Genomic DNA, 22,624 nt, shown 5'->3' on the forward strand with positions numbered 1-22,624 from the left:
TTGATGGAAAAAGACAAAAAAACAATACGATCATGGCTTATGGCAGTACGCCAGGGGCAGGCCGGAATAGATGCGGATGAGCGCAACGAGCGCCTTGCCGCCCGGCTCTTGAGTCTGGAATGCCTGCAAAGGGCAGCCCAGGTGGTCGCCTACATGCCCATTCGGGGCGAGGCCGACCCCAGGCCCGCCATCCAGGCCCTATGGGCAAACGGTGCCGAGGTGCTGTTGCCCCGTTGCCGTCCGGGTGAAGCGGGGCGGATGGATCTTGGTGCCTGCACCTGCTACGATGAATTGGTCAAAGGCAGCTACGGGATTCTGGAACCCCGGGCCGACGTTTGCCGCCCTCTGAGCAGCCTGCAACCGGATGTGGTGCTTGTGCCCGGCGTGGGCTTCACACCCAAAGGAAAACGGCTTGGCTTTGGGGGCGGATACTACGACCGTCTGTTGGAAAACCCGGTCTTCAGCAACAGCCTGTTTGTCGGGCTAGCCTACGATTTTCAGGTTGTTGAAGATGTTCCAAGCGAATCCTGGGATATTGTCATGCATATGATTGTTACGGATGAACGAACTATTGAGGTGCACCCATGTTGAATATTTCCTCTCCCATGATGCTTCCCTTCGCTTTTCCCAACCTGCCCTGCATAGGTTGCCTGTTCGGAACCCGTGTGGGCGGTGTAAGCTACGGCGCATACCAGAAGGCGAACATGTCCTTTGATGTGGGGGATGATCCGCACCGCGTGTGTTCCAACCGCCGTTCGGTATTGCGCGGCATGGGCATTCACGACTGGGTAGAGCTGGAACAGGTGCATGGGACGGATATGGTTTTCGACCCGGAACCGCCTGCGGACCCTACAAAGCCCGTGGGAAAGGGCGACGGACTGACCACGACCAAACCCGAGACGGCACTGGTCATCAAAACCGCGGACTGCCAGCCCATTATGCTGGCACACAAGGACGGCAACCACATCGCCGCCTTGCACGCGGGTTGGCGCGGCAATGTGCTGGACTTTCCGGGCAAGGGGGTGGCCGCCTTTTGTGAGCGCTACGACCTGAACCCGGCGGACGTCTTTGCCGTGCGCGGCCCAAGCCTTGGGCCCGGAAAAAGCGAGTTCACGAACTTCAAGAAAGAGTTCGGCGACAGCTTTGAGCCCTATTATGACGCAGCCAGCAAAACCGTGAACCTGTGGCAAATAACCCGCGACCAGCTCCAGGCGGCGGGCATTTTACCTGCGAATATTTTCGGGCTGGATATGTGCACCCGTTCGCTGGCCGACATGTTTTTCTCGTACCGCAGGTCCCGTGTTACGGGGCGGCAGGCTTCCTTGATTTGGATAAAAGGCTGCGTATAAATGGCGGGCCGACGATTTTTGCCCCCGGCTTCGTTGCAAAGGTGTTTTCGTTCGCGGGCCGTAGGCTCACTACTGTCCCGGCTCACGAAAACACCATGCGCCTTGCCGGGAACAAAACTTGTGCGGCCCGTGGAAGTGGGCAGGTAGGAAACACATTACGGGCAAATTGTGGCCGAAGTAAAAATTGATCAGGGATTTTCCCAATCTTTTTGTATGATTATTAATTTTATATCGTACCCATTTGGACGGATTTCAGAGACAACTATTCCTAGAGAATTGCCTCTTTGCACTTTTGTTGATGAGTGGTTTGAAATTGCATAATTAATTTGGGAAGGAATTGCTTCATTAAAGGCGTTGCTCCATAATTTTTGGAAAATTGGTAAAAAATTATATTCCTGCTTTTGGGGAGTTGTTAAATTATTAGTTGGGATTATCCTTATAGAAGAAAAATCTAGTGATATTTTTTTTACACATTCTTTCAATCCGTCAATAGAATAACATAATGTGCATAATTCTTCTTGTGTGTATAGTTCTTTCGAAAAAGAACCATATAGCTTATCTTTATGAGTATAATTGTAATCCTTAACTATGATAGCAAATTCTTGAAGGAATGATTTAGCTTTTTTTGGTGCCCAACCATCGCTAATGGAAACATGTTTATTTCTTTTTTCTGATGCCCAAAGTTTATATATTTTTATTATGCTCGCATTGACGTCTTTAAGATGTAAGTCTTCTTGTTGTAATAGTAGAACCCATCTCTGTGCTAGTTTCATATTGAAGTTGAAAACAAATGGAGCTAAAATTTTCGCATATTTTGCTAATCGTTTGTTTTTTACTATAAAGTTTATTCTTATAAATAGAATTTCATAGGAGAAAAATAGTGTTAAGATGGTTAATAAAGGGATGTATAGAATAGTTAAAATTGTTGGGAGAATAAAATCTAATGCCATAGATTGAAGTGAATAACTTTCATTATCCTGATGTATGTAGACTAATGTTCTAATTAGGATAAATATTACTAAAAATGAAAAAATAATGTTTAATAATTTTAGTGGAATTTTATTATTTGTGCTTTCATTTACAGCTAAAAAAAGTCCTAAAAATATAATAAATGGAACTCCCAAAATAAATTCAAAGTAAAAGTTAAATGGGATTCGATTAATAAAGAAAGAAATAATTGAAATATACGTTATTGAAGTTTTTAGCAATGTAAGTATTTCTTTTAGTAGGTCTTCTTGAAATTTCTTTTGTCTAACTATTTGGCGAAGAGCAACTGTGAATATCCATATGATGACTGATTTAGTTTGGTTTGCAGTAAAGAGATCTACCGTACTAAGAAGATATGTACATGATAGCGTATAGCTTGTTATTAGTAAATATACAATAACTGATTTTTTGTTTAATGCTGCTTTGAAAATATTTAATATAGGAGTTCTTAACTTTTCTGATGCTAGTGCTCCTACTAGGAATATCCCCATCCAAGAGATAATTGCTAGTTCTCTTGGATTTACAGTTGTAATAATTTCTATAAACGAGGATGAACTCGTAGCAAGCAAATGGTGTGGTGTGAGAGCGGGCATCTGGGTTTGTTTTACTGAATTCTTATGTTGTGACTTTGATATGTATAAATAAAATTACTTGATATTTTTTTTGAATATAGAGCATGGTTGTGTATACGCATGTGTGAAAGTTTTGGGAAGGGGGAAGCAGAGTTAGAAGTTTCCTTTATACAACTTTCTGGAAGCTAAAAAGCATGATTACTATGGTTGTTAGTTAGTTTCGCTTTGGGGGCTGTTTGTTTCTGCGCGGCTCACGAAAACACCATGCGCCTTGCCGGGAACAAAACTTGTGCGGCCCGTGGGGGTGGGCAGGTAACGAAACGCAGTAGGAAACTGGACCAACATCGTTGGCTTACCTTTGGTTATGGTGCTGGAAGTCTTCGTATCTTGGGGCGTTAGCGCTCCAAGCACAATGAAAATTTGAAACGGTGATCAATTGCTGCGGCGAACCAGCACCATGCCCAGCCCGGCGAGTATCATCAATCCCCCAGCGCTCCGCATCAACGGTGTGAACAATCCGCTTTTTCTAAAGGCAGTTCGAGCGCTTCCTGCTGCAATAGCCCAAATGGACGTCACGCCGAACGTTATCATCAAAAACGTTGGGACTATGATTGCGAGCTGTCCTCCCAATGGTCTTGTCATATCTATAAACTGCGGCAAAAAAGCAGCAATAAAGATCAGGCTTTTCGGATTGGGGACTGTTACTATCACCCCCTGGGCAAACAGGTTCATTTTCGAAACCGACATCTCGTCGAATTCAAAGGCGTTTTTGGAGTTCATCCATTGCCTCACCCCTAGGTACACCAGATACGCCGCTCCAGCCCAACGAACCCAAGTGAAGACTTCCGCCGCCATATGAAGAATGGATGCCAGGCCGATGATCGCTATCAGCAACTGGATAGCAATCCCTACAGTCGCGCCCAATACTGTAAGCAAGGCGTTTTTCCAGCCAAAGGAGATGCTGTGAGCGACAGTCAGAATGACACTTGGTCCTGGCAAAGCGATCATGATGGAGGTCGCAATAAAGAAAGCAAAGAAAACGTCTAAATCCATGGTTTATCCTCCCAGGTCATCCGGATAGATATCTCGGGCTTTGTTATTGCCCGTTTCTCATAGAAGACTGAAAAGGATACCATTTTCCCCAGAGCGGGGAATGGCTCAGTGGCCTATTTTAATGTTTTAAAGGCTTTTGGTTGTTTGCGGGAATTACGAGGTGCGTGGCCATAATACAATGAAAATCGTCTGCTGAAGGAGGATGTATCGGCATATCCTACCATTTCCGCAATCATCGCAAGGGAGTAATCCGTGTAAGCGAGCAGAGCCTGGGATTTTGTCATCCTCAGCATTTGAAGATACTGACCGGGTGTCTTCCCCGTCTCTTCTTTAAATTTTTTTTTGAACTGGCTTACACTCAGTGTGGATATCGATGCCAGTTCCGGCAAAGAGGTATTTGCAGACAGATCATCCTCAAAGTGCTCAATGACTCTGGCAATTCTTGGGTCTACCCTTGGAGGGAACTCCGAGGCGTGCAACAAGTGCAAAAACAACTCTCCAATCCCCTGTTCCAGAGCGTCATTGAGTCGGTGCGCGAATTGTTTTTCAACGAAATGGCAATATGCCTGCAAAGGCTCGGGCATTGAAACTATGGGGTGCGGAAGGGCCTGAAGGGATGGGGGCAATTCATCAAGATCTACCACAAGGAAGCATGAGTTGGCATCGGGGACGCAACGATGCATACAACCCGCGGGAAACACAATGCACTGGCCCGGGCCGATTCTCCCATCACCTTCATCCGTATAATTTTCTGCAGCACCCCGCAGGGCTATCACCAGCTGAGGAAAGTCATGATTATGATTGAAACCGGCGCAGGTGAAACAACGGATTGCTAGATTGACCGCCATTCTCGTTCCCCGGTTACAGTGGAAAAAAATGAATAAACTCAGGTTGAGCATTTCGATGTGTCATTACACCTTGAGCGTAACGACACGGACATGCTGCATAATGCTATTTGATAATCATGTCCCAGACAACTGCCCATTCGATTCCCATGCGGATGGGAGCACAGTGGGAAGTCCTATAAAATGTTTTTAGGTATGGACGTGAGACGAGAATATGGCGGATAGAAAATAAATTATTTCAGACTGATATCGTTCTAGGAAAATCTGGCGTTGCAGGCTCCCACTCTTTACATGAGAGCCTGCAAAGCCAGTAGTCAATTCAATGTTATGCCCACCAAATAGAACGGGCGGGCGGGTTGCCGTAGGTGGTGAAGTCGTCTCCGGACTCTTTGAGTACTTCGTCCAGTTCTCCGGCAGTAAAATCGTAGCCTTCCTCGTTGGCGGTGGCCACAAAGGCGTCTTTGGACGGGATGGCGTTGTATTTGGCCTTAATTTTTTTGTCCTCTCCGCCTGCAATCAGCAGACGCTCCACTTCTTTTTTGGACATAGCTGTATCCTCCTTGTAATCGACAAAATAAGAGTATGGTGGGGTAAAAAGACCGGCCTTCATAGGAATTTGGCACATTGGCCGGACTCTATCGATGGTTTATCTTTAGCTTGGTGTATTTCTCATCGTCAAGAGTTAGCTCTCTGGGGTGCTGAAAAATACGATAGCGGTGTTGCTTCAAAAAATCCAAACCCTCGCGTATAGAAGAATATGCATCGAGCTTGATTTTTTTCTCGTCTTGCTCTCGCACCTTTCTTGGCAGCCTGCGAGGTGCGGTAGGAGTGATGGGACGCCTATTTTTGCTGCACTACTGTCCCGGCTCACGAAAACACCATGCGCCTCGCCGGGAACAAAACTTGTGCGGCCGTGGAAGTTTTATTTGTAGACACTGTAATTCGTAAAATAAATCAATATATATGAAATTTAACCTGCTAGATAAGGCAACATGGAACAGAAAAGAACATTACGAGCACTATATGAATCGTGTCCGGTGTTCCTACAGTGTTGTTGTCAATCTCGATATTACAGAGCTTCGTCACGAACTCAAGAAGCTTGGGCTGAAGGATTACATTGCGCAAATCTACATCATGACACGTTCTGTAAACAGCTTCCACGAATTCAGAATGAGCCTCGATGAAAATGGGCACCTTGGATACTGGGATATGGTCAACCCTCTTTATACCGCATTAAACAAAGAAAAAGAGACTTTTTCCTCCATATGGACCCCGTATGATCATTCCTTTGCAACGTTTTATGATGCTTGTTCCGATGATATAGAAAGGTTTTGTACTGGAGAGTTTTCTCCAAAACCCAACTGTCCTGAAAATATTTTTACTATATCGAGCGTTCCGTGGATAGATTTCACAGCGTTCAATATCAATGTCTTTTCAGATGCAGCGTACCTGCTCCCCATTTTTACAATAGGAAAATATACTGAACAAGATGGGAAAATATTGATGCCACTTGCCATCCAGGTTCACCATGCAGTGTGTGACGGATTGCATGTTGGGAGATTTGTAGAGAAAGTGAAATCCTTGGTAGCTGATTGTAAACAGTGGTTGCCACAATAGGACGAAAAAAGCGTTGGCGGAAAACACCATGTGCCTTGCCGGGAACAAAACTTGTGCGGCCCGTGGGATTGGGCAGGTCGGCAAGAAGAGGCCAAACACGCTATATGGAAGGTTTAGAAGAATCCAATGAGCAGGGTAGGTGTCGCGTTGCTCCCACACAAATCCCTTCTTTGCTGTGCCAGATGGTGTTGTTTGTAAGTGACTGCAACTGATTGCCATTTTACTGTTATGATCAACATCGTCGGACTGCCCATGGAAAGAAAGCTCTAATTCTCAGTATATTATGAAGTTGTTGTCTCAGCCTGAGGCGCAACTCGCATCGTCAAATTTTTCCCCTTCCCAGCGGGGAGTGCCCTCCCTTCGAGTATATCCAGCACCAATCACCGGTAGAGATTTTCAGCGCTGTTTCGATTCGCTGCCCGATCGCCTCTGGGCAAATCATGTTGACAATTTTAAAAATGAACGACATATTCACTTTTGAAATTGAAGGAGGCTCGTGCCCATGGTGCAGGTATTGAAGGACAGTATCCGAAACAGAATTGCGGACGCCGCCAAAGCGCAGTTTGCCAAGGTGGGGTTCAAGAATGCGACCATTGGGGCAATCGCCCAGGATGCGGGAGTCGCGACCGGGACGGTATACAAATACTACCCGAGCAAAACCGCCTTGTACCAAGCCATTCTCACTGAAGATTTTGTCCAGGAGTTTTCCAGATTGACGCAAAAAAGGATCGCTTCCTTTGCCAATCCCGACGGCTTGGACGTAGATCAGAATATTATGGAAGGATATTCTGGAGAATTGCTCCGCTTCTATACCAGGAACCGACGAAAGATCATCATTCTTTTGGCTTGGGGAGAGGACACGCTGTATGGAAATTTCGCGCAAAAATACATTGATGAGATGAAACTACAGACCATGCAGCAAGTTCAAAAACAATTTCCACAGCTTATTATTACAGAAACATTTCTCTTTATGGTCGATAAAATTCTCAATGAGTCTGTAAGAGGGATTGTTTCCATATTGAATGCTTTTGATAATGAGCTGTCTATCCAGAAAGCATTTACTGTGGCAACAAAATGCCAGCTTGCCACCATCAACACGCTTATACAATTTGCGTTACAAGGAGAGGAATAACCATGGATGCATTTGGCCTCCTTGCCGAGGCAAAAATTCGCCAGTGGGAACAGGACGTAAAGGATGGAAAGACAAAAAAAACAAGCAACAGTGAAGAGTTGTCTTTTAGTTCCAATGGATCATTAGAGAGAATTCTGTATACGAAAATACGCCGCACCATAATCCTGGCATACAAGGAAACGGGAGAAGCCAGAAAAAAAATGCTGAAAGAGGCTGCCGAAATGGAAATGCAACTTTCCGCACGGCTGGAGAGGTCTGGGTATAATCTCATGTCGACCATGTTTGCCCAAGGGATTCAGGAGGCCAAATCAAGGGCAAGTACCGCCAGCCAGGACCCCGAATTGCTTTCATTGATGCTGGTGGAACTTGATTGACGAAGCCATGCAGCCGGTAGATATTGGGTGGAAGAATTTTGAATCGCTTCTTCAGCATTTTCCTGCTTAATATTTTGTACGGCTTTTCCTGGTTATATTCGATGGACGTGACATGATACAAGATGACCCCATCCTGGCAATATGGTCGAACACCATCAACCGTGCGCACGTCTTTTCCGTTATGCCCGACGGTTGCCGCGACTTCATCATCAATGGGGAGCGGGGGAAGCCGAAGCGTTTTCTTCTTTCGCCCATCATGTCCACGCCCGAGAGGGTCTTTGCCAAGAAAGGTGAGATGTTCATTGGGATACGACTCAAACCCGGCGCGGAAATTTCGGCTGACATTCTAGGAAAATTCCCCCAGCCTGATTCCTTGGAAAGCCTGACCGAGTTGGCATACGCTGCCGCATCCATTTCCAGGGATGCCTCGGATATGATGCAGTGTTTAGCCATGGCGGCATCACCCGCCACGGCTGCCAGTGACTTGGGGGTTAGCCTGAGGACATTGCAGCGACACACCATGCAGAAGACAGGCCGCTCTCCGGATTTTTGGCGCAGATTGGTTCGTGCCCGAAAGGCTGTGCGCTGCATCCTGTCCGGAGTTGATTTGCAGGAAGCTGCCCTTGCGTGTCATTTTTCAGATCAGGCGCATATGACACGGGAATTGAAAAGCTGGTTTTCCCTGACTCCCGGTGCGGTTGCGGCCAGCCAGGGTGACAAGCAGCACCCGGCCTGGAGCATCTGCCATTGCGGCTACGATACCCCACTGACTGGCGAGCAGATTTCGACCAGGTAGCCACTGTCGTCCACAACATATGCCGTGGTCTGGCCCCATGCTTCCTCACGGACTTCCTGCACTATGGTGGCTCCGGCAGACTGGGCCTTTTTGACGGCAGCAGCTACATCGGGCGTTTCAAAAGCGATTTCGAAAACAGGAGACGAAGGGACGGGGATACCGGGCGACTTGCCAAGCTCCGTCATAAAGCGGCGCGAGGAAAAGGACAGTGTCGTGGTCCCTGTATCCAGCTCGCCATAGTCTCCGGACTCATGAATCATTTTGCGTTGGAGCCCGAAAGCCTGCTCATAAAACTCAATGCTTCGGGTCACATTTTCGACGTAGAGAATGGCATATTTCAGACGCATAGCACACTCCTTGATATGTTTTTCAAGCTGACTACTCCTTCCACTCGGCCGTGTCTTGAATAATCGCGACAGATAGTGAAAGCGGCAGTTTTTTTGGACTGCGGCTTCCACAACGTCCACAGAATGCAATTGGATGTGCGTCTGATACGTTGTCAGTTCTGGTTCTGTTTTTCGTTCGCACCGTGAATCGTGTTACGCGGAACGAATCAGATCTGCGGTTGCCACGGCAGATATTTTCACGCCAAAGCTTTTGATGTTTGGCAGCGTACAGTTGTGATGAAGGCGTATCTGTTCGGCAGTTGAGTGTGGTTTGTCATGCGTGGTGTGAGCGTCGGACACCAAATCGACCGAATAGCCCAGGCCGGCAGCCCGGCGCACTGTTGTATCCACGCAAAATTCGGATGCATAGCCGCAGACGATCAGATGTTCGACATGACGTTCTTTCAGTACAGCTTCAAGATCCGTCTTCAGGAATGAATCAGGCGTTGTCTTTCGTACGATAATGTTCTCTCTGCTTGTCTCCAATTCATCTTGCAGCTGCCAACCTTGCGTATCGTACGCAAGGATAGATCCTGGCGACTCATGCTGTATGAATATTACAGGGATGGAGTTCTCCAGCGCCCACATTGTAATTTCGTTGATGCGTTCAATCACAGCATCCGCCTCAAAGGGACGGGGGGCAGGATCAAAGAGCCCTTGTTGAACGTCTATTACCAATACAGCTGCCTGTTTCATTTTGTGTATTTCCCATGTAGTAGAGAAAAAAATATATTGCACAATAATATATTGCAATCGTCACTATTTCATGCCCCAGGCAAAGTCAATTGAGATCAGGCTGTCGTCTGGCAGCTCCGTGTTCGTGTGCTGGAAGCCGTGGCTTCTTCAGGTGCCATTACATCAAGGCAAGGCGGAATAATTGTACATTCGCGATATTTTTCAGGAGAATTCGAGATGAGCAAGAAACGGACAATTGGCGTGGTACTTTTTCCTGAGTTTGAACTGCTTGATGTGTTCGGACCTCTTGAAATGTTCGGCATTGCAAGCGACAGCTTCCACATCAATATGGTGGCGCAGAGCAAAGAGGCTGTGGCAAGCCGCCAAGGGCCAAAATCCGTTGTGGAACATACATTCGATGAGCCAATTTTTTATGACATTCTTCTTGTTCCGGGTGGACAGGGAACGCGGCGGGAAGTGGACAACAAGGCAATCCTGGATTGGTTGAGGCTGCAAGCCCATCGGGCGGAGTATGTTTCTTCCGTGTGCACGGGAAGTGCACTTTTAGCCAAAGCCGGTCTGCTGGACGGTGTGCGGGCGACCACAAATAAGAGGTCGCTGGACTGGGGGGTGTCCATGGGCCCTAAAACGCTATGGCAACGACGGGCCCGCTGGGTTGAAGATGGGAAAATCTTTACATCTTCAGGGATTTCCGCAGGCATAGATATGTCGCTCGCACTTATTCAAAAGATTTTGGGCCCTGAAAAAGCACAGGAGATTGCAAAGCGGGCGGAATATAGTTGGAACCAGGACGCCAACCACGATCCCTTTGCAAAGTAGCGGTACAGGGGGGCAGGGGGCTGAAAAAAACGCGATAGCTGCGTTGCTTCGGCAAACTCAAACCCTCGCGTATATAAGAATACGCGTCGGGCTTGAGTTACCTTGCCCATATGGAGCTACATATATCATCATGTTTCCACGCGGGAAGACATGTGAATGAGAAAATAAGGCGCAGACGAGATACCGTTTCTGCCTTGAATGAAGGGACACAGATTTCTAATCTTGGCACCGGGAGTTCGACTACTCCAGGACATTATTTGGAATAAAATAGTGTAATTAGTCAGGCCTGAAAAACCCGTTTCAGCTTCTACGCCACATTTTCCGCCAGCCGTCGGCTTGAGTCTTTGCCGAGGAGCAGAAACGCCAAGAGCGCAAAAAACTCTCCGATTTTCCGCATCCACTTCCTGAAGTTGAACGCCGCTGCGGCCATAAACAAGTTAATGGCGTCGCCGACCGCGCCCTTGAGATAGCTCCGGGCCATGCGGTGATCGTGTTTGAGATGGCCGATCACCGGCTCGATAGCCGCCCGACGGCGGAAGCGGAGCCGCGCCATAAGGCGCTGGTACGGTGTGTCCTTCTTCTTCGGAGGCTTTGGGATGAGGATTTGCGTGTCACCGACCTGATTCAGGCCCCTGTAGCCTCGGTCGCAGATCGCCATGGACGGACAGACCCCGGTGACCTCCCAACACTGTTCGAGGACATCCGGCAACGTATGGCCGTCGTAGACGTTCTCGTTGAACGACATCGCGCCGACGATGATACCCGTAGTTTTTGTGACCGCGATGGACGCCTTGCGCCCGAACTCGTACTGCTTGTGCGCTTTACCCTTGGAGATGCAGAGAATATCGGGTTCGTGTAGGCTGTAGACCTTATTCTTGTCGCTTCGTTTCTGGTCCTTGACCCGCTCGTACAGGTCAAGTCGCTCCTGGTGGCGGCCCAGGGCTTCGCCCGGCAATTTGCGCCGGAGTTCACGGATCAAGGCACCAGCCATTGTCCGCATCTTCCTCGCCTTTTTGGCCATCTTCATCCGTTTCAGCCGAAGCTTGGGGAGCGTGCGCTTGAAGCTGCGGCGTAGACCGACGCCTTCGCTGTCCGCGATCTTACGGCAGCCCTCGATGACTTTGGTCAAAAGCTTCAGGTCGGTAGGAAAGGTTACGTTCTTTTCCTGGACCGTGGTATCCACCGTGATCTCTCGTTCTTTGGCGTCATCACCGTGCAGTTCCACGGAGACCTCGAAAATCAGTCGTGCCCCGTCCTCGCCAATGCGCTTGCGGAAATAGATCAAATCCGTGGGATCGCAAGGCAGCTTCCACTGGAACTCGGTCATACCGCAAAACGCCTGGTAGTAGGGATTTTGCGTCCATGCCTCCACGACCCGTTCGTCGCTCAGATTCTCCAACTGCTTGAGCAGCATCAGCCCGACCATTAGCCGGGGCGGCTTGGCTGGCCGACCTTGGTCGCTGTAGAGTCCGGCGAACTCCTCCTCGAATCGCCCCCAGGGAATTCTCCTCGCCAATTGAAGGAGCGGAGCCTTCGGATTGAGCTGGTCCAGAAGGTCTGGGTAAAGGAACGTACCCTGCGGCTGTTTTTTGGGTTTTGCCCTCATGATTCTCCCGCCATTCGCTGCATCATTTCGACCGGTTTTATACGAATTCACAACGTTCTCTGGTCGAAAATACTACATTGTACAAGGAGAATTGTTAATAAAAATCAATCCACTAGAGATATTTCAGGCCCGACTAATTAAAAAATACTAACCTATCTTTAAAGTTCGTAATTTGGGTGGGGTACCTGCAATAACGCACGATACTGCCCACCTTAGGGGGCCAATAGGGTTGCGAAAGTGGCGTTACAAGTGTTATTTGATAAAAATATACAGAGACACAATCCATACATTATTAGTCATGATTCTATCAGCCTTGTTGAGGGTAAATGTGATGCTTAAATTGTCATTTGTTCTGTTGGCTTTTATGGTTGGATGTTCTCATAGTTATACAGATAACTGTAACGATAAATATAACGAAAGCTACAAAAATAACTATAAGTGTACGAATTTGGGGCAGGTCCTTTTGTGCGAAGATCAAGAGTATTTAAATCGTTTTTACAAGGAGAACGATGTATATGTCCAGTCTATTGTAAAAGAAATTGAACAAAAAAAAATTGAACAGTATGTAGGTTATTCACAGTCAAAAGATAGTAGGCTTATCAATATGTGGGATAGCGTTCGGGACGATGTCCTTATGAAGGATTACCCAAATAGACTTAGGCCCGTAAGTGTAACGAAAATAGATAGTTTGTTTCCAACTATATGGGAATACTATCTTGAAAAAGATGGAACCCATAGGTTCAGATTGAATACTTCCGTTTTTAGATCATCTTTATATAAGGATGTAGATGGCTTAATAACTGCATCTAAAAAATTTGGTAACGTATTTATTTCTGCCGACCTACATAAGTCTTTTTTGATTTTAAAAATGCTATCTAAGTATATTGAAACTTTTAATTTTAGAAAAAGTTCTGTGTATACTGCATCCGGTAAGAGTTTTAAAGATGCTTTTGTTGATAATTTATGTAATGTTTATCTAAACAAAGATAGCTTGAATAATTACACCGAAAGTCAATTGAAAGCTATTCTTGCTCATGAAGCTTCTCATTGTGCTATGAATAGTTATAATGCTATAAATTTGTGTTTTTTTGACATGTTCTATGATATTATGAGTCAATTAGGGTATGAAGGTATATCTGAGATTGCTGGTGATCAACTTTCTTCTTTACTTGACTCTATGTTCAATTTTTTAAGTTTTGAGTATATAGCTGATTCCTCAACTGTTTTATATTTGCACAATAAAGAGGCATCTGAGGAGTATGCAGGAATTATTTTAAAAAAAGTCCCAGCTGATAATTATCAATTGTGGCGGATTATAGTTGTCGAGTCTGTTGCGCGGATTCTGGAAAAAGTTTCATCTGTGGATGAATTTTTTAAGCTATTACGCCTTTATTTTTTGTCACATCCAAAGGTAGTAGTGGAGAATGAGAGTCTGATTGAATCAGCACAGACTCTTTATTTAAAAATTTATTCTATGTATATATGTACTAACTTGAGTATGGGCATATCACTTTCAAAAATGAAAAAATTCCCTTATGGAATGCACGTTGCTGTGATCAAAGAGACGAAATGTGAAATGCCAAAGTCTCTAGAAGATTACTTTGATACTTTATATGTGGCTATTTCTAAATATAATCTTGGATGGGTGCGAAATAATTTTCCCCTGTAGTCTTATTAATTGAGTAAGGGTATGAAGTATATATCATTAATTTTTTTTGTGGTTGTTTGTTTTTGGAAGGTGCTTACTCTACAGGTTGCTGAGTCTTTTGAATTAAAACCAAAGTATATTGATAAAGTTGCAAGCTCTGGGGAGGCATATCTATATGTAAATTCTTTTGAAGAAGTAGATGAATTAAATTATATGGTCTATTATGCTGATTTTCATAATATTCCACAAGAGACTAAGTCTTTTTTTAAAAAATTTGCAGAGAGTATTGGTGATGATGTTGGAGCTGCTGTTGTTAACGTGAATAATATGTATCAGTATTCAGATGTTTCGTGTTGCCCTTTTTATCATCTTTCTGGAAAACCCATGATTTTTTTTGAAGATAAAAGTGGTTCCAAAAAAAGTTGTTTTTATTATACTGTTAATAATCCTGAAGATTTTTATAGAATTTTATTGCTTATTTATAAAAAAAAAGACAATCATTTAGAACTAGGTATGAAGGCAATGATTAATTCTTTGAAGACTCAGTATGGAAGAGTTAAACCTGAAGCAGAATTTATAGCTAATTTGTTAAATGTTCTTGTAAAAGGTCGTGGTTCTAAATGAGTCATTATTTAAAGTTTTGCAATCAATGATGCACAGTAAATAATATCAGGCTGTACAGGTATAGTACTCACCTGACACTCATCGCCATTGGCGAGATGTCTTTTAGGCGGCCCATTTGGTCTTTTTTTTGTTTTGTCTTAGCGTTAGCAGCCCGTACAAAAATGGGTCTGGCTGGGATTCTGCCGTTCATGTTTTGGCCTTGTGTACGTTCATGTTTGTAGTGGTGCAGATACTCGTTTAGGTCTGTTTGAATTTGCTAGTGGTGTATACTTCAGCTGCTCTGTGATGCGAAAATGCTTGTTTACCGCCTGTGCAGCCGTCACTAAAAATGACTGTGCTACTCGCGTATTTGGGTAGTAATGTGCTCACAGATGTTCAAGAAACAACTCGTACGGATGTTGGTCGGCCTGCCGTAAAACTCTCTTACTCCATCGAAAATACAGTATTTTCACCAAAAAAATCCCCTCCGGGACAAGGCGTCCGGGAGGGGATTTTCTGCGAATTGCAATGTGTTGTTGCTATTTGCGGTGCGGTTCCAGTTCGTCGAGGATTTCCTGGGGCACCTCGTAGTGGGTTTCCTTGGCCTTGTCGATGGCTTCGATGGCTTTGTCGAATTCGCCCAACTCGATGTAGGTCATGGCCAGGTTGTGGTAGGCGGGGCCGAACATGGGTTCCAGTTCGATGGCCTTGGAGCTGTGCTTTACGGCTTCTTCGAATTCGCCGGTCATAAAGTACAGTCCGCCCAGGTTGGCGTGGGCCTGTACGAATTTGGGGTCACAGCTCAGGGCCTTTTTAAAGGCTTTTACCGCCTTGTCGGAATCGCCGCGCTGCATGTGCACAAAGCCGACGTTGGCAAAGGGCACGGCAAAGAAGGGCTGGGCGCGTGCGGCTTCCAGGTTGTAGCGCAGGCAGCCGTCCAGGTCTTTGCGGTACATGCATATGCCGCCGAGCTGCACGTAGGCTTCGGCCATTTTGGGGGATTCTTCCACCGCGGCCAAAAATTCTTTTTCAGCTTCCGTGAACATGCGCTTGGACAGGTAGGCCATGCCCAGGTTGTAGCGGGTATTGGCGCAGGTGGGGTGTTTTACCAGCCTGGATTTTTGTTCGTCGATATATTCATCCACGTTTTGTGCCTGGGTGATGCTCATAATATGCTCCTCTGGTGGTTGCAGACTGAGGGATCGCGTGGCGATCCTGTGGGAACCGGGCGGGGATTCGGTTCGGGGCGCGCGGGGGCGGCCAGTCCGATAATTACATTAAAAGAGGGATTCGCCCTTTTTCAATTTTTCTTTGTCCTCAAGCAGGCGCATGTACCAGCAAGCGAAGTCGTACATGCCAAGCTGGCGTTCGCTTTCGTTGATGATACCCAGAGCCATTTCAAACGCGCCTTTGGCGTAGACATCGTTGTAGCGCTCTTCGGGAACCTGCTGCAGGAAGCCACGGATGAGTTCCTGTGTGGTCAGCTGGTTATTGTCCTGCCGCAGGTCGATGGGGTCCAGGGGTTTCTGAAAGGGGTCCCACTGGTTGTAGCCCATCTTGTCGATGAACTTGCGTCTCCGGGGCGAGAGCTTTTCGTACATTGTCCTCTTGAGCTCGGCCTCTTGTTCCAGGGTCATTTGGCTCATGTATTATTCCCCTTGGGTGCCTTCTTCGGCAGCTTCTTCCTTGGCACCGAGATATTCTTCGTCATAGGTATTTTTAAGGGCGGAGCCCACGGGAACGTGGACCACATGCAGGCCGCCGAACTGGGAATTGCAGCGCTGTACGATTTCGGCGCTCAGAGCTACCAGCCGGTCCTGGATTTTTTCCATCTGCACTGCGGGGTAGGGCTTGCCTTTTTGGAAGCCGGACAGTCCGCAGGTATGGGATGCTCCGTCAAACGCCGTGGGAATTCCGTACAAACGGCAAGTGATGGGCCTGTGGTCGTACAGCTGGCAACAGTCGTCCTTGTCCAGCAGGGGGCAGCGTACGCGTTCCTTGCCAACGGCAGCCAGCACTTCGTTGTCGTCACGTCCTTTCTGCTTGTCCTTCCAGGCGTGGCGCACGATTTTTGCTTGTTCGCGTTCGGCGTTGTCCGCCTTTTGCAAAATATCTTCCCGTTCCAGGCCCGCGAATTTTTCATTGAAGCGCCTGTTGAGATACATGGCCTCCACAAGGCTCAGGTCGAAAATTGCGTGGCAGCAGCTGCTGCATCCTACCTTGCATTTGACTTCGGAGGGGAACTGGGAACGGACGTTTTCAAAAACCTTGTCCACTCCGGCCACCAACTCTTCATACTGCCTGAACAGATCAGACATTTCCAAATCCATGCGGACCTCCGGGACCGGCTTCCGGCAGAGCGCATTGCGCTGTCTGGACCGTACCGGTGTATGTCCAGCCTGCGCGCGTCAGACCGTGCGGGCGGTGCGAGCACCCGCCAAATTGAAAATATGCGGAAAACGCGAGTGCTCCGTCCTGGAATGGCGGATTGCGGCGCGTGCCGGACGAAAGCACATTTGTACCAGTGTTTTTACGATTAGGTCTGGAGGTTTAATGCCGAAAATCCCACTCGTCAACACCGGCCTGTAAAAAAAGGGAGCGGTTATGACAAACCGCTCCCTTTGGGAATTTACTCGAACAGCTCGGGCTATTCTTCTTCGACCGTGATGGCGTCCTGCTCGCAAACTTCGATGCAGGATTCACAGCCCAAACATTCTTCTTCGTTCACGGGAACGGCTTTTCCGTCCTGCATTTCGTAAACTTCAACAGGACAGACGTCCACACATTCGCCGTCGCCAACACACTTATCAGTGTCTACTACTACTCTGTAACCCATGTTTCCCTCCGTACAGGAATTTTTGCGGCCAAGCCGCCTGTAGAATCCAATAGGGTCCCCGGCCCACTGCTTGTGGAGGTTTTCCGGGGCCGTTATCTTGGTCGCCCAAGAATGTTTTGCATTATCCTCATGGTCCTCGCGGTGTCAAGGTTCATAATGGGAAACGTGCGGGAAAAAAAGTTTTTTCAGAATAGTAATAATCCCATGAAAACAACGTGTTGCAAATCATACGTCGGGTTCCTGGGGCTTGGCGACCGGTAGGGTGAATGAAAAAATATTGCCCAGGGGGCGTGCTTCATATCCCACGGTGCCTCCGTGCAGGGCTACGACCTCGCGAACAAAGGAAAGTCCGTGCCCTGTTCCGTACTCGCCGCTTGCATTGCTGCCGCGAAATCCTTCCTCGAAAAGCCGCGGATTTTCCGTGTCCGCAATGGTGGGGCCGGAAGAAAACACGTAGATTTTCACCCGGGGCCTGTCTTCCCCGGATTTTTGGGGGAGCAGTTCCCAGCCATACTCAACGAATTTGCGCGTCCGGCCGTTTTGGTCCTGAACGTCCTGGGCGTATTTTGCCGCATTGGAAACCAGATTGGCGAAAACCTGGCTGATGAGGCCGAAGTCGGCCATGATGTTCACGTCCTCGCCGTTTTTTTCCGGGCCGGGGGCAATGTCCACACCGCGGTCTTCGAAGCGGTGGCGGTAGCGTTCCAGCTGTGGGGTGATGATGCTTTCGAACACCGGCACCGGGCGCATCTCCAGCACGTAGCGGCCTTCCTCGAAGTGGCTGCGGCGGAGCAGGGTTTCCAGAAATAGGCTGGTCTGCTCATAGTGGCGGTATATCTCGCTGTACTGGTCCATGAGCGCTTCAAAGGCGTAATCCATCTCACGTTTGAGCAGGCGGCATTGCGAGGTGTGTTCCCCGCCTCCGCCCGTGCAGTTGTCGGTAAAGGTGGAAAACTGATCGCCAATATCCCGCAACACCTGGATTTTGCTCTCCAGACGACGATAGTAGAGCTTGAAATACATGTTGGGCACAATGACGTTGTGGCCGATGTCCTCCACCAGGGTTTGGATGAATTCCAGATGCTCGCGATTTTTTTCGCTGATGATGCGTCCGTGCAGGCGGTAGCCGATGCGGTTGGCGTATTTTTCGAAAAAGAGCGCGTCCTGGCGCGAGATATCATCGGCCTGCTCAAAGACGATCATGCCGATGACATCGTCTTTTGGGGTGACGGGCAGGAATTCCAGCAGTTCCCTGTTGCCCTTGATGGGGATGAACAGGCGGCCTTCGCGGCGCAACGGGCGGGACATGTCCTCGAAGTCGTCCAGATTCAGGTAGTTGGGATGGTCGGCTTCCAGGTCTGCGGCACATTTGAGTTCGAGCCGGTTTTCAGGAGCCAGCATGTACAGGGTGGTGTTTTTGTCGAAAAAGACTTTGGGGATGATCACGGAAAGGGCCCAGAGGTCGTCTTCTCCGCCAAACTCCTGGGCCAGGTCGAAAAAGATGTTCATGCTGCGGCTTTGCTGTTTGGAGAACTGGTACTTGTCGTAATCACTTATTTTTTCATGCACACGAAGCGTCAGGGCGGATATTTTGTTGCGCAGGTCTGCGGGTGCCGTCTTTTCAGCGGCCGGGGCAGATTCGTTGGAAGATGCGTTCATGGAGGCTCCGCACTCTGTTTTCCTGGCCCGCAATGGCCGGAAACGTTGTATGGCCGGGGTGGCTTGTGTCGTTTTTTGGGGGGACGGTCGTCATTTGCCGGTCTTTAAAAACAATGTCCCATTACCCCCGCAGGGTGACAACTTTGTTTCTGCACAGGGAAAAAAGCACGCATGGTTCTTTGCAGAATGTAAGGTTCTTCCCCGGTAGCCGAAAGGTACATTAAGCGGAGGCTTCGTTGCAAGCGGCAGGTTGCTGGTGTATGTTGCTGGCATTGTGCGCTGTTGCGACTATTTTGTCCGGTGGCGAGGCATGAGGGAGTCAGGGAGGATGGCTGGATGAAAGAAACCTCGTATCTTCAGGGACGGGAAGAGCTGGTCAGCAAGCTCCGAAAGCTGCCTTCTCTCAAATCGTTTAACGATGCGTATATCAAGGAAATTCTCGCCTTGAGCAAAATTCGCAAATACGATTTGGGAGAGGTCATCATTCAGGAAGGGCAGTTCGACAGCTGGATGTACATCCTGATTAACGGCGAGGTAAAGGTCGTCAAAGGCGGCGAGGTTATTTCGCGGCTGGCTGGCATAGGCGATATATTCGGGGAAATGGGCATTATCGATGGAGAAGCCCGGTCCGCGTCCATTTTCGCCACCAGTCCGGTAACCTGTCTGGCTATCGACGCTTCGTTCCTGGACCGCATGACCCCGGAAGACCAGAACGCTTTTTATTCCGTCCTTTACCGCTTGTTTGCGGAAATTCTGGCTATCCGCCTGCGGGAAACCGGCGAGGAGTTGTCCCGGACAAAAAAAGAGCTGGAACGGCTCAAGGGACATGCGCCCGGAGCGGGAGCGACATCCATTTACAATCCCTGAGTCATCGGCAGCCACGCCTACAGGATAATGGGCCCCAGTCGGATAAATGGGGTGGGGCAGTGGCTGTAACGCCTGAAATGGCTGGAGACGAGCAGAAATACAGACGCCGGTTCGGGAGGTTCCTGAACCGGCGTCTGCGTTCTAGGGGAAAAATACTCTTACGCACTCGCCAAGGCTTTTGAAGCGCGCCTTTCAAGAAAGCGGGGCCGCGTCCGCGACTTACAAAGCGTTCGCAGACCGAAAACCTTCCGGCTGCAAAGGCTCCAACGGCTAACGCATGCCGTGGTTAGGGGAAAATCTTGTCGATCTTCTGGCCCAGGGTTTCCGGCGTGAAAGGTTTGACAATGTAGTTGGAAACCTTGGCCTGCACGGCTTCGATGATGTTTTCCTGCTGGGCTTCCGCCGTAACCATCAGAAACGGCAAGTCGGCGAATTCTTCGCTGCCGCGAACCTTGCGCAGCAGTTCAATGCCCGTCATCTGCGGCATGTTCCAGTCGGAAATGACAAAATCGATGTTGCCACGGTTGATGGCGTCCCATGCAGTGGTTCCGTCATCTGCTTCACTTACGTTGGTGAAGCCGATTTGTTTGAGAATATTTTTAATGATTCTGCGCATGGTTGCGAAGTCGTCCACAACCAGCACGCTCATGCTTCTATCGGCTGCCATATCTCCTCCCTCTTTGTGCAGTAACTAAACTCGGGTCCGGATGCATAAAGGCTCTTCTATTTATGGCGGAGTCGAATACATGTCTCCACGCTTATCATTCAGAATATGCTGAGTAAGCGTCTTTGGCAAGTCTCCTCTCGCACCAGCAACGATTCGCCGTATACCTTGCCGCCGGTGACAGTACAAGCCTATTTCTTACAGCCGGAAATCCGGTCAGGAAACTGTTTTCATGAATTCCTGCACGGCGTTCCACTGGCGTGGGTGCATCCGCGAATAGGCGCTGAAGTCCGCGGCCGGTGCCAGTCCGGGGACGAAAGCCCGGCATACGGGCAAACGCAGGTCGTCCCTTGTAAGATCCACATACACTGGAGCAAACCCGTTGGATTGCAAAAGCTTTTCCAGCAGATGCAGGTCGGTCATCGGGTGCCCCGTACCGTATTCGGGCAGGCTTTCCAGCGACCGCACGGGCAGATCGGCAGGCGCCTGGGCCGAAGGTTCGCCATTGGGATACGGGTACATGGTTTCCAGCAGGGCGGAAAGCAGGGCGGAGCGGCTGCTCAGGGAGCATCCGGTCCCCTTTGCCAGCTCTCCGTCCCGGCTTTGCACAAACACCTTGTAGGCCGGAACCCCCAGGTCGGTCGTCAACTCCTGCGCCACAACGGCAATGCCTTTGTCCGCGTAATCCGCCAGAAGCGCGCCAATGGCCGGATCACTCGAAGTCAGCCGGAAACAGCGGGCCGAGTCGTACACTCCCACGGCTTCGGCGTCGCGTTCCAGCACTTCGTATAGACCGGACAGCCGGGCCTGTTCCATTATATTCCCGGAAGCCAGCCCTGTGGAATCCAGCCCTTCGGCCAGCGCGGGTTCATCCAGGTTGCAGAAAAGAAATGTGAACTGGGCCGGAACCATGACCCGTGCCCCGTCGGCGCGTTCTCCGGCCAGCCAGTGGATTTTCACCTTGCCGTCAGCCCCGTCTGTAGTCCCGTCAGGTGCCGGTAAAACAGTGGGCAGGGGGATTTCCCCGCGTTCGGTCAGCTCTTCGCGGCTGGCAAGCACCAAGGAGAGGTCCGCAAGTCGGTCGGCGATGCATCCGTTCTCCACCGAGGCAAACGAGCTGACCCGTTCCACTATCTCCATATACAGGGAGGCCCGGGCTGTATCGAGTTCCAGCCCCTTGCCGTAGCTGGTCTGGATGCCGCTCAGGTTGTAGTCCAGTGTGCCGCTGGCGATATCAATGTCCATTTCCCATTCGCGCAGCAGGGCCACAGGGCTCAGCGAGGCTTCGTGCCGGTGCTCCACGTCATGGAAAACATCCAGTTCGTCCAGCCGTTGGCGCGCCGTGGCCGCTGTTGTTCCGGCATCGGGCAGTACCGGCAGGGAGTCACCGCTGCTGGCAGGCGCAAATTCGCCCAGGTTGTCTGGGGTCAGCCCCTGCACCGTTCGGAAAGGTGCGCACGGGGCGCTCAGTCCTGCGGCTATGGCACGGGGAAATTCTTCGTGCCCTATGATGTTGGCCTGCAACACAGAGGCCCATTGACGCTGCAGGGCGCGGTCCGCCTCGGCTTCGGCCCGGAGCAGGGGCAATGGGCTGTATGCGGCCAGCTGGTTCAGGCCAAAGGGCGTAAAGCGGGCGGTGAACCCGTTGAATTTGGCATGGACAAGGCTTGCTTCGCAGACCAGGGCGCGAAAGGCGTCCGGTCCTTCCTGCACGGCCTGCTCCACCAGGGCGGCGAATTCCTGCGGTTCCATGGTTTCCAGCATGCGCAGCACGTAGCGGCGCATGAATTCGTCATTGGGGTGGGCCTTTATGTGGGCCAGGGCCTGGGGCGGGTTCATGGGCTCGGCGGGGGAACAGCCGAAAAATCCGATTCCCGAGGCCGTGGACTCGCGCTTGAGAATATATTCCATGCGAAAAAGCTCCTGTGGTCGTTTCCAATGGCAAGACTTCCTTGCCTACGGCAGGCGGACGGGCTTGGCAAGCTTTAGGAGTCGGTTTGGTAGGAAATGTCTGGGGGGCAGTTTGGGGCCCAGTTTGGTAGCCCAGATTGGTGGCCCAGATTGGCGGCACAGTTTGGGGGGCTCTGCCGCGCGTATTTCCCCGTGGGAATGTAC

Annotated in this window: 23 protein-coding genes and 1 pseudogene; 10 read left to right on the plus strand and 14 right to left on the minus strand. The window is 49.3% G+C overall.

Features of this window, described 5'->3' with window-relative positions:
* Nucleotides 1-3: 3 nt before the first annotated feature.
* Nucleotides 4-591: a 5-formyltetrahydrofolate cyclo-ligase gene (locus ACI0FJ_RS18020; RefSeq protein WP_424305703.1), complete on the plus strand. Its 588-nt coding sequence runs from the start codon at nucleotides 4-6 to the stop codon at nucleotides 589-591.
* On the plus strand, nucleotides 585-1,349 hold the full coding sequence (locus tag ACI0FJ_RS18025; RefSeq protein WP_424305705.1) for a polyphenol oxidase family protein: 765 nt from the start codon (nucleotides 585-587) through the stop codon (nucleotides 1,347-1,349). The genes ACI0FJ_RS18020 and ACI0FJ_RS18025 overlap by 7 nt, the downstream gene beginning before the upstream one ends.
* 188 nt (nucleotides 1,350-1,537) lie before the next feature.
* Here ACI0FJ_RS18025 and ACI0FJ_RS18030 read toward each other — a convergent pair whose 3' ends face one another.
* The 4 genes from ACI0FJ_RS18030 to ACI0FJ_RS18045 form a co-directional block, all read right to left on the minus strand.
* The gene (locus tag ACI0FJ_RS18030) at nucleotides 1,538-2,929 is read right to left on the minus strand and encodes a hypothetical protein (RefSeq protein ID WP_424305707.1); all 1,392 of its coding nucleotides are present in this window, start codon (nucleotides 2,927-2,929) and stop codon (nucleotides 1,538-1,540) included.
* 411 nt (nucleotides 2,930-3,340) lie between these two features.
* Nucleotides 3,341-3,961 (minus strand): LysE family translocator, encoded by a 621-nt coding sequence (locus ACI0FJ_RS18035; protein WP_424305709.1) that lies wholly within the window; start codon nucleotides 3,959-3,961, stop codon nucleotides 3,341-3,343.
* Between the two features lie 113 nt (nucleotides 3,962-4,074).
* Nucleotides 4,075-4,809, minus strand: coding sequence for a helix-turn-helix domain-containing protein (locus tag ACI0FJ_RS18040; RefSeq protein WP_424305711.1), 735 nt, complete (start codon nucleotides 4,807-4,809; stop codon nucleotides 4,075-4,077).
* A gap of 322 nt (nucleotides 4,810-5,131) precedes the next feature.
* Nucleotides 5,132-5,353: a Nif11-like leader peptide family natural product precursor gene (locus tag ACI0FJ_RS18045; RefSeq protein WP_424305713.1), complete on the minus strand. Its 222-nt coding sequence runs from the start codon at nucleotides 5,351-5,353 to the stop codon at nucleotides 5,132-5,134.
* A gap of 416 nt (nucleotides 5,354-5,769) precedes the next feature.
* On the opposite strand from ACI0FJ_RS18045, the gene catA reads away from it, so the two are divergent.
* The 4 genes from catA to ACI0FJ_RS18065 all read left to right on the plus strand — a co-directional run bounded on the left by catA (nucleotide 5,770) and on the right by ACI0FJ_RS18065 (nucleotide 8,725).
* Nucleotides 5,770-6,423, plus strand: coding sequence for a type A chloramphenicol O-acetyltransferase (gene catA, locus ACI0FJ_RS18050; RefSeq protein WP_424305715.1), 654 nt, complete (start codon nucleotides 5,770-5,772; stop codon nucleotides 6,421-6,423).
* Between the two features lie 502 nt (nucleotides 6,424-6,925).
* Nucleotides 6,926-7,555, plus strand: coding sequence for a TetR/AcrR family transcriptional regulator (locus ACI0FJ_RS18055; RefSeq protein WP_424305717.1), 630 nt, complete (start codon nucleotides 6,926-6,928; stop codon nucleotides 7,553-7,555).
* A 2-nt stretch (nucleotides 7,556-7,557) separates the two neighbouring features.
* Entirely contained in the window at nucleotides 7,558-7,929 is a 372-nt protein-coding gene (locus ACI0FJ_RS18060; RefSeq protein WP_424305719.1) for a hypothetical protein, read from the plus strand.
* Between the two features lie 112 nt (nucleotides 7,930-8,041).
* Nucleotides 8,042-8,725 (plus strand): helix-turn-helix domain-containing protein, encoded by a 684-nt coding sequence (locus ACI0FJ_RS18065; RefSeq protein WP_424305721.1) that lies wholly within the window; start codon nucleotides 8,042-8,044, stop codon nucleotides 8,723-8,725.
* Here ACI0FJ_RS18065 and ACI0FJ_RS18070 read toward each other — a convergent pair.
* Both ACI0FJ_RS18070 and ACI0FJ_RS18075 read right to left on the minus strand, forming a co-directional pair.
* Entirely contained in the window at nucleotides 8,683-9,072 is a 390-nt protein-coding gene (locus ACI0FJ_RS18070) for a VOC family protein (protein ID WP_424305723.1), read from the minus strand. The genes ACI0FJ_RS18065 and ACI0FJ_RS18070 overlap by 43 nt on opposite strands.
* Nucleotides 9,073-9,264: 192 nt before the next feature.
* Complete coding sequence (locus ACI0FJ_RS18075; RefSeq protein WP_424305725.1) at nucleotides 9,265-9,807, minus strand: cysteine hydrolase family protein; 543 nt, start codon at nucleotides 9,805-9,807, stop codon at nucleotides 9,265-9,267.
* A 216-nt stretch (nucleotides 9,808-10,023) separates the two neighbouring features.
* On the opposite strand from ACI0FJ_RS18075, the gene ACI0FJ_RS18080 reads away from it, so the two are divergent.
* The gene (locus tag ACI0FJ_RS18080; RefSeq protein WP_424305727.1) at nucleotides 10,024-10,626 is read left to right on the plus strand and encodes a DJ-1/PfpI family protein; all 603 of its coding nucleotides are present in this window, start codon (nucleotides 10,024-10,026) and stop codon (nucleotides 10,624-10,626) included.
* A gap of 391 nt (nucleotides 10,627-11,017) precedes the next feature.
* On the opposite strand, the pseudogene ACI0FJ_RS18085 reads toward ACI0FJ_RS18080, so the two are convergent.
* Nucleotides 11,018-12,232 (minus strand): annotated as a pseudogene (locus tag ACI0FJ_RS18085) (IS5 family transposase); the annotation flags it as partial.
* A 331-nt stretch (nucleotides 12,233-12,563) separates the two neighbouring features.
* On the opposite strand from ACI0FJ_RS18085, the gene ACI0FJ_RS18090 reads away from it, so the two are divergent.
* On the plus strand, nucleotides 12,564-13,901 hold the full coding sequence (locus ACI0FJ_RS18090) for a M48 family metalloprotease (protein ID WP_424306598.1): 1,338 nt from the start codon (nucleotides 12,564-12,566) through the stop codon (nucleotides 13,899-13,901).
* A 21-nt stretch (nucleotides 13,902-13,922) separates the two neighbouring features.
* The gene (locus tag ACI0FJ_RS18095) at nucleotides 13,923-14,504 is read left to right on the plus strand and encodes a hypothetical protein (RefSeq protein ID WP_424305729.1); all 582 of its coding nucleotides are present in this window, start codon (nucleotides 13,923-13,925) and stop codon (nucleotides 14,502-14,504) included.
* Between the two features lie 518 nt (nucleotides 14,505-15,022).
* Here ACI0FJ_RS18095 and ACI0FJ_RS18100 read toward each other — a convergent pair.
* The 5 genes from ACI0FJ_RS18100 to ACI0FJ_RS18120 all read right to left on the minus strand — a co-directional run bounded on the left by ACI0FJ_RS18100 (nucleotide 15,023) and on the right by ACI0FJ_RS18120 (nucleotide 18,978).
* Nucleotides 15,023-15,652 carry a tetratricopeptide repeat protein gene (locus tag ACI0FJ_RS18100; RefSeq protein WP_424305731.1) on the minus strand — a complete coding sequence of 210 codons (630 nt, stop codon included), beginning with the start codon at nucleotides 15,650-15,652 and terminating at the stop codon, nucleotides 15,023-15,025.
* Between the two features lie 108 nt (nucleotides 15,653-15,760).
* Complete coding sequence (locus ACI0FJ_RS18105) at nucleotides 15,761-16,129, minus strand: hypothetical protein (protein WP_424305733.1); 369 nt, start codon at nucleotides 16,127-16,129, stop codon at nucleotides 15,761-15,763.
* A 3-nt stretch (nucleotides 16,130-16,132) separates the two neighbouring features.
* Nucleotides 16,133-16,813, minus strand: a complete 681-nt coding sequence (locus tag ACI0FJ_RS18110; protein WP_424305735.1) for a YkgJ family cysteine cluster protein — start codon at nucleotides 16,811-16,813, stop codon at nucleotides 16,133-16,135.
* A gap of 317 nt (nucleotides 16,814-17,130) precedes the next feature.
* Nucleotides 17,131-17,319 (minus strand): ferredoxin, encoded by a 189-nt coding sequence (locus ACI0FJ_RS18115; protein ID WP_424305737.1) that lies wholly within the window; start codon nucleotides 17,317-17,319, stop codon nucleotides 17,131-17,133.
* Between the two features lie 225 nt (nucleotides 17,320-17,544).
* On the minus strand, nucleotides 17,545-18,978 hold the full coding sequence (locus tag ACI0FJ_RS18120) for a sensor histidine kinase (protein WP_424305739.1): 1,434 nt from the start codon (nucleotides 18,976-18,978) through the stop codon (nucleotides 17,545-17,547).
* A gap of 336 nt (nucleotides 18,979-19,314) precedes the next feature.
* Between ACI0FJ_RS18120 and ACI0FJ_RS18125 the strand changes: the two genes are divergently transcribed.
* Complete coding sequence (locus ACI0FJ_RS18125) at nucleotides 19,315-19,845, plus strand: Crp/Fnr family transcriptional regulator (protein ID WP_424305741.1); 531 nt, start codon at nucleotides 19,315-19,317, stop codon at nucleotides 19,843-19,845.
* Between the two features lie 286 nt (nucleotides 19,846-20,131).
* On the opposite strand, the gene ACI0FJ_RS18130 is transcribed toward ACI0FJ_RS18125, so the two are convergent.
* Nucleotides 20,132-20,512 (minus strand): chemotaxis response regulator CheY, encoded by a 381-nt coding sequence (locus tag ACI0FJ_RS18130; RefSeq protein WP_424305743.1) that lies wholly within the window; start codon nucleotides 20,510-20,512, stop codon nucleotides 20,132-20,134.
* A 213-nt stretch (nucleotides 20,513-20,725) separates the two neighbouring features.
* Nucleotides 20,726-22,420 (minus strand): YcaO-like family protein, encoded by a 1,695-nt coding sequence (locus ACI0FJ_RS18135; RefSeq protein WP_424305745.1) that lies wholly within the window; start codon nucleotides 22,418-22,420, stop codon nucleotides 20,726-20,728.
* Nucleotides 22,421-22,624 lie beyond the last annotated feature (204 nt).

The sequence above is a fragment of the Desulfovibrio sp. 7SRBS1 genome (assembly GCF_049723905.1).
Classification (GTDB): Bacteria; Desulfobacterota; Desulfovibrionia; order Desulfovibrionales; family Desulfovibrionaceae.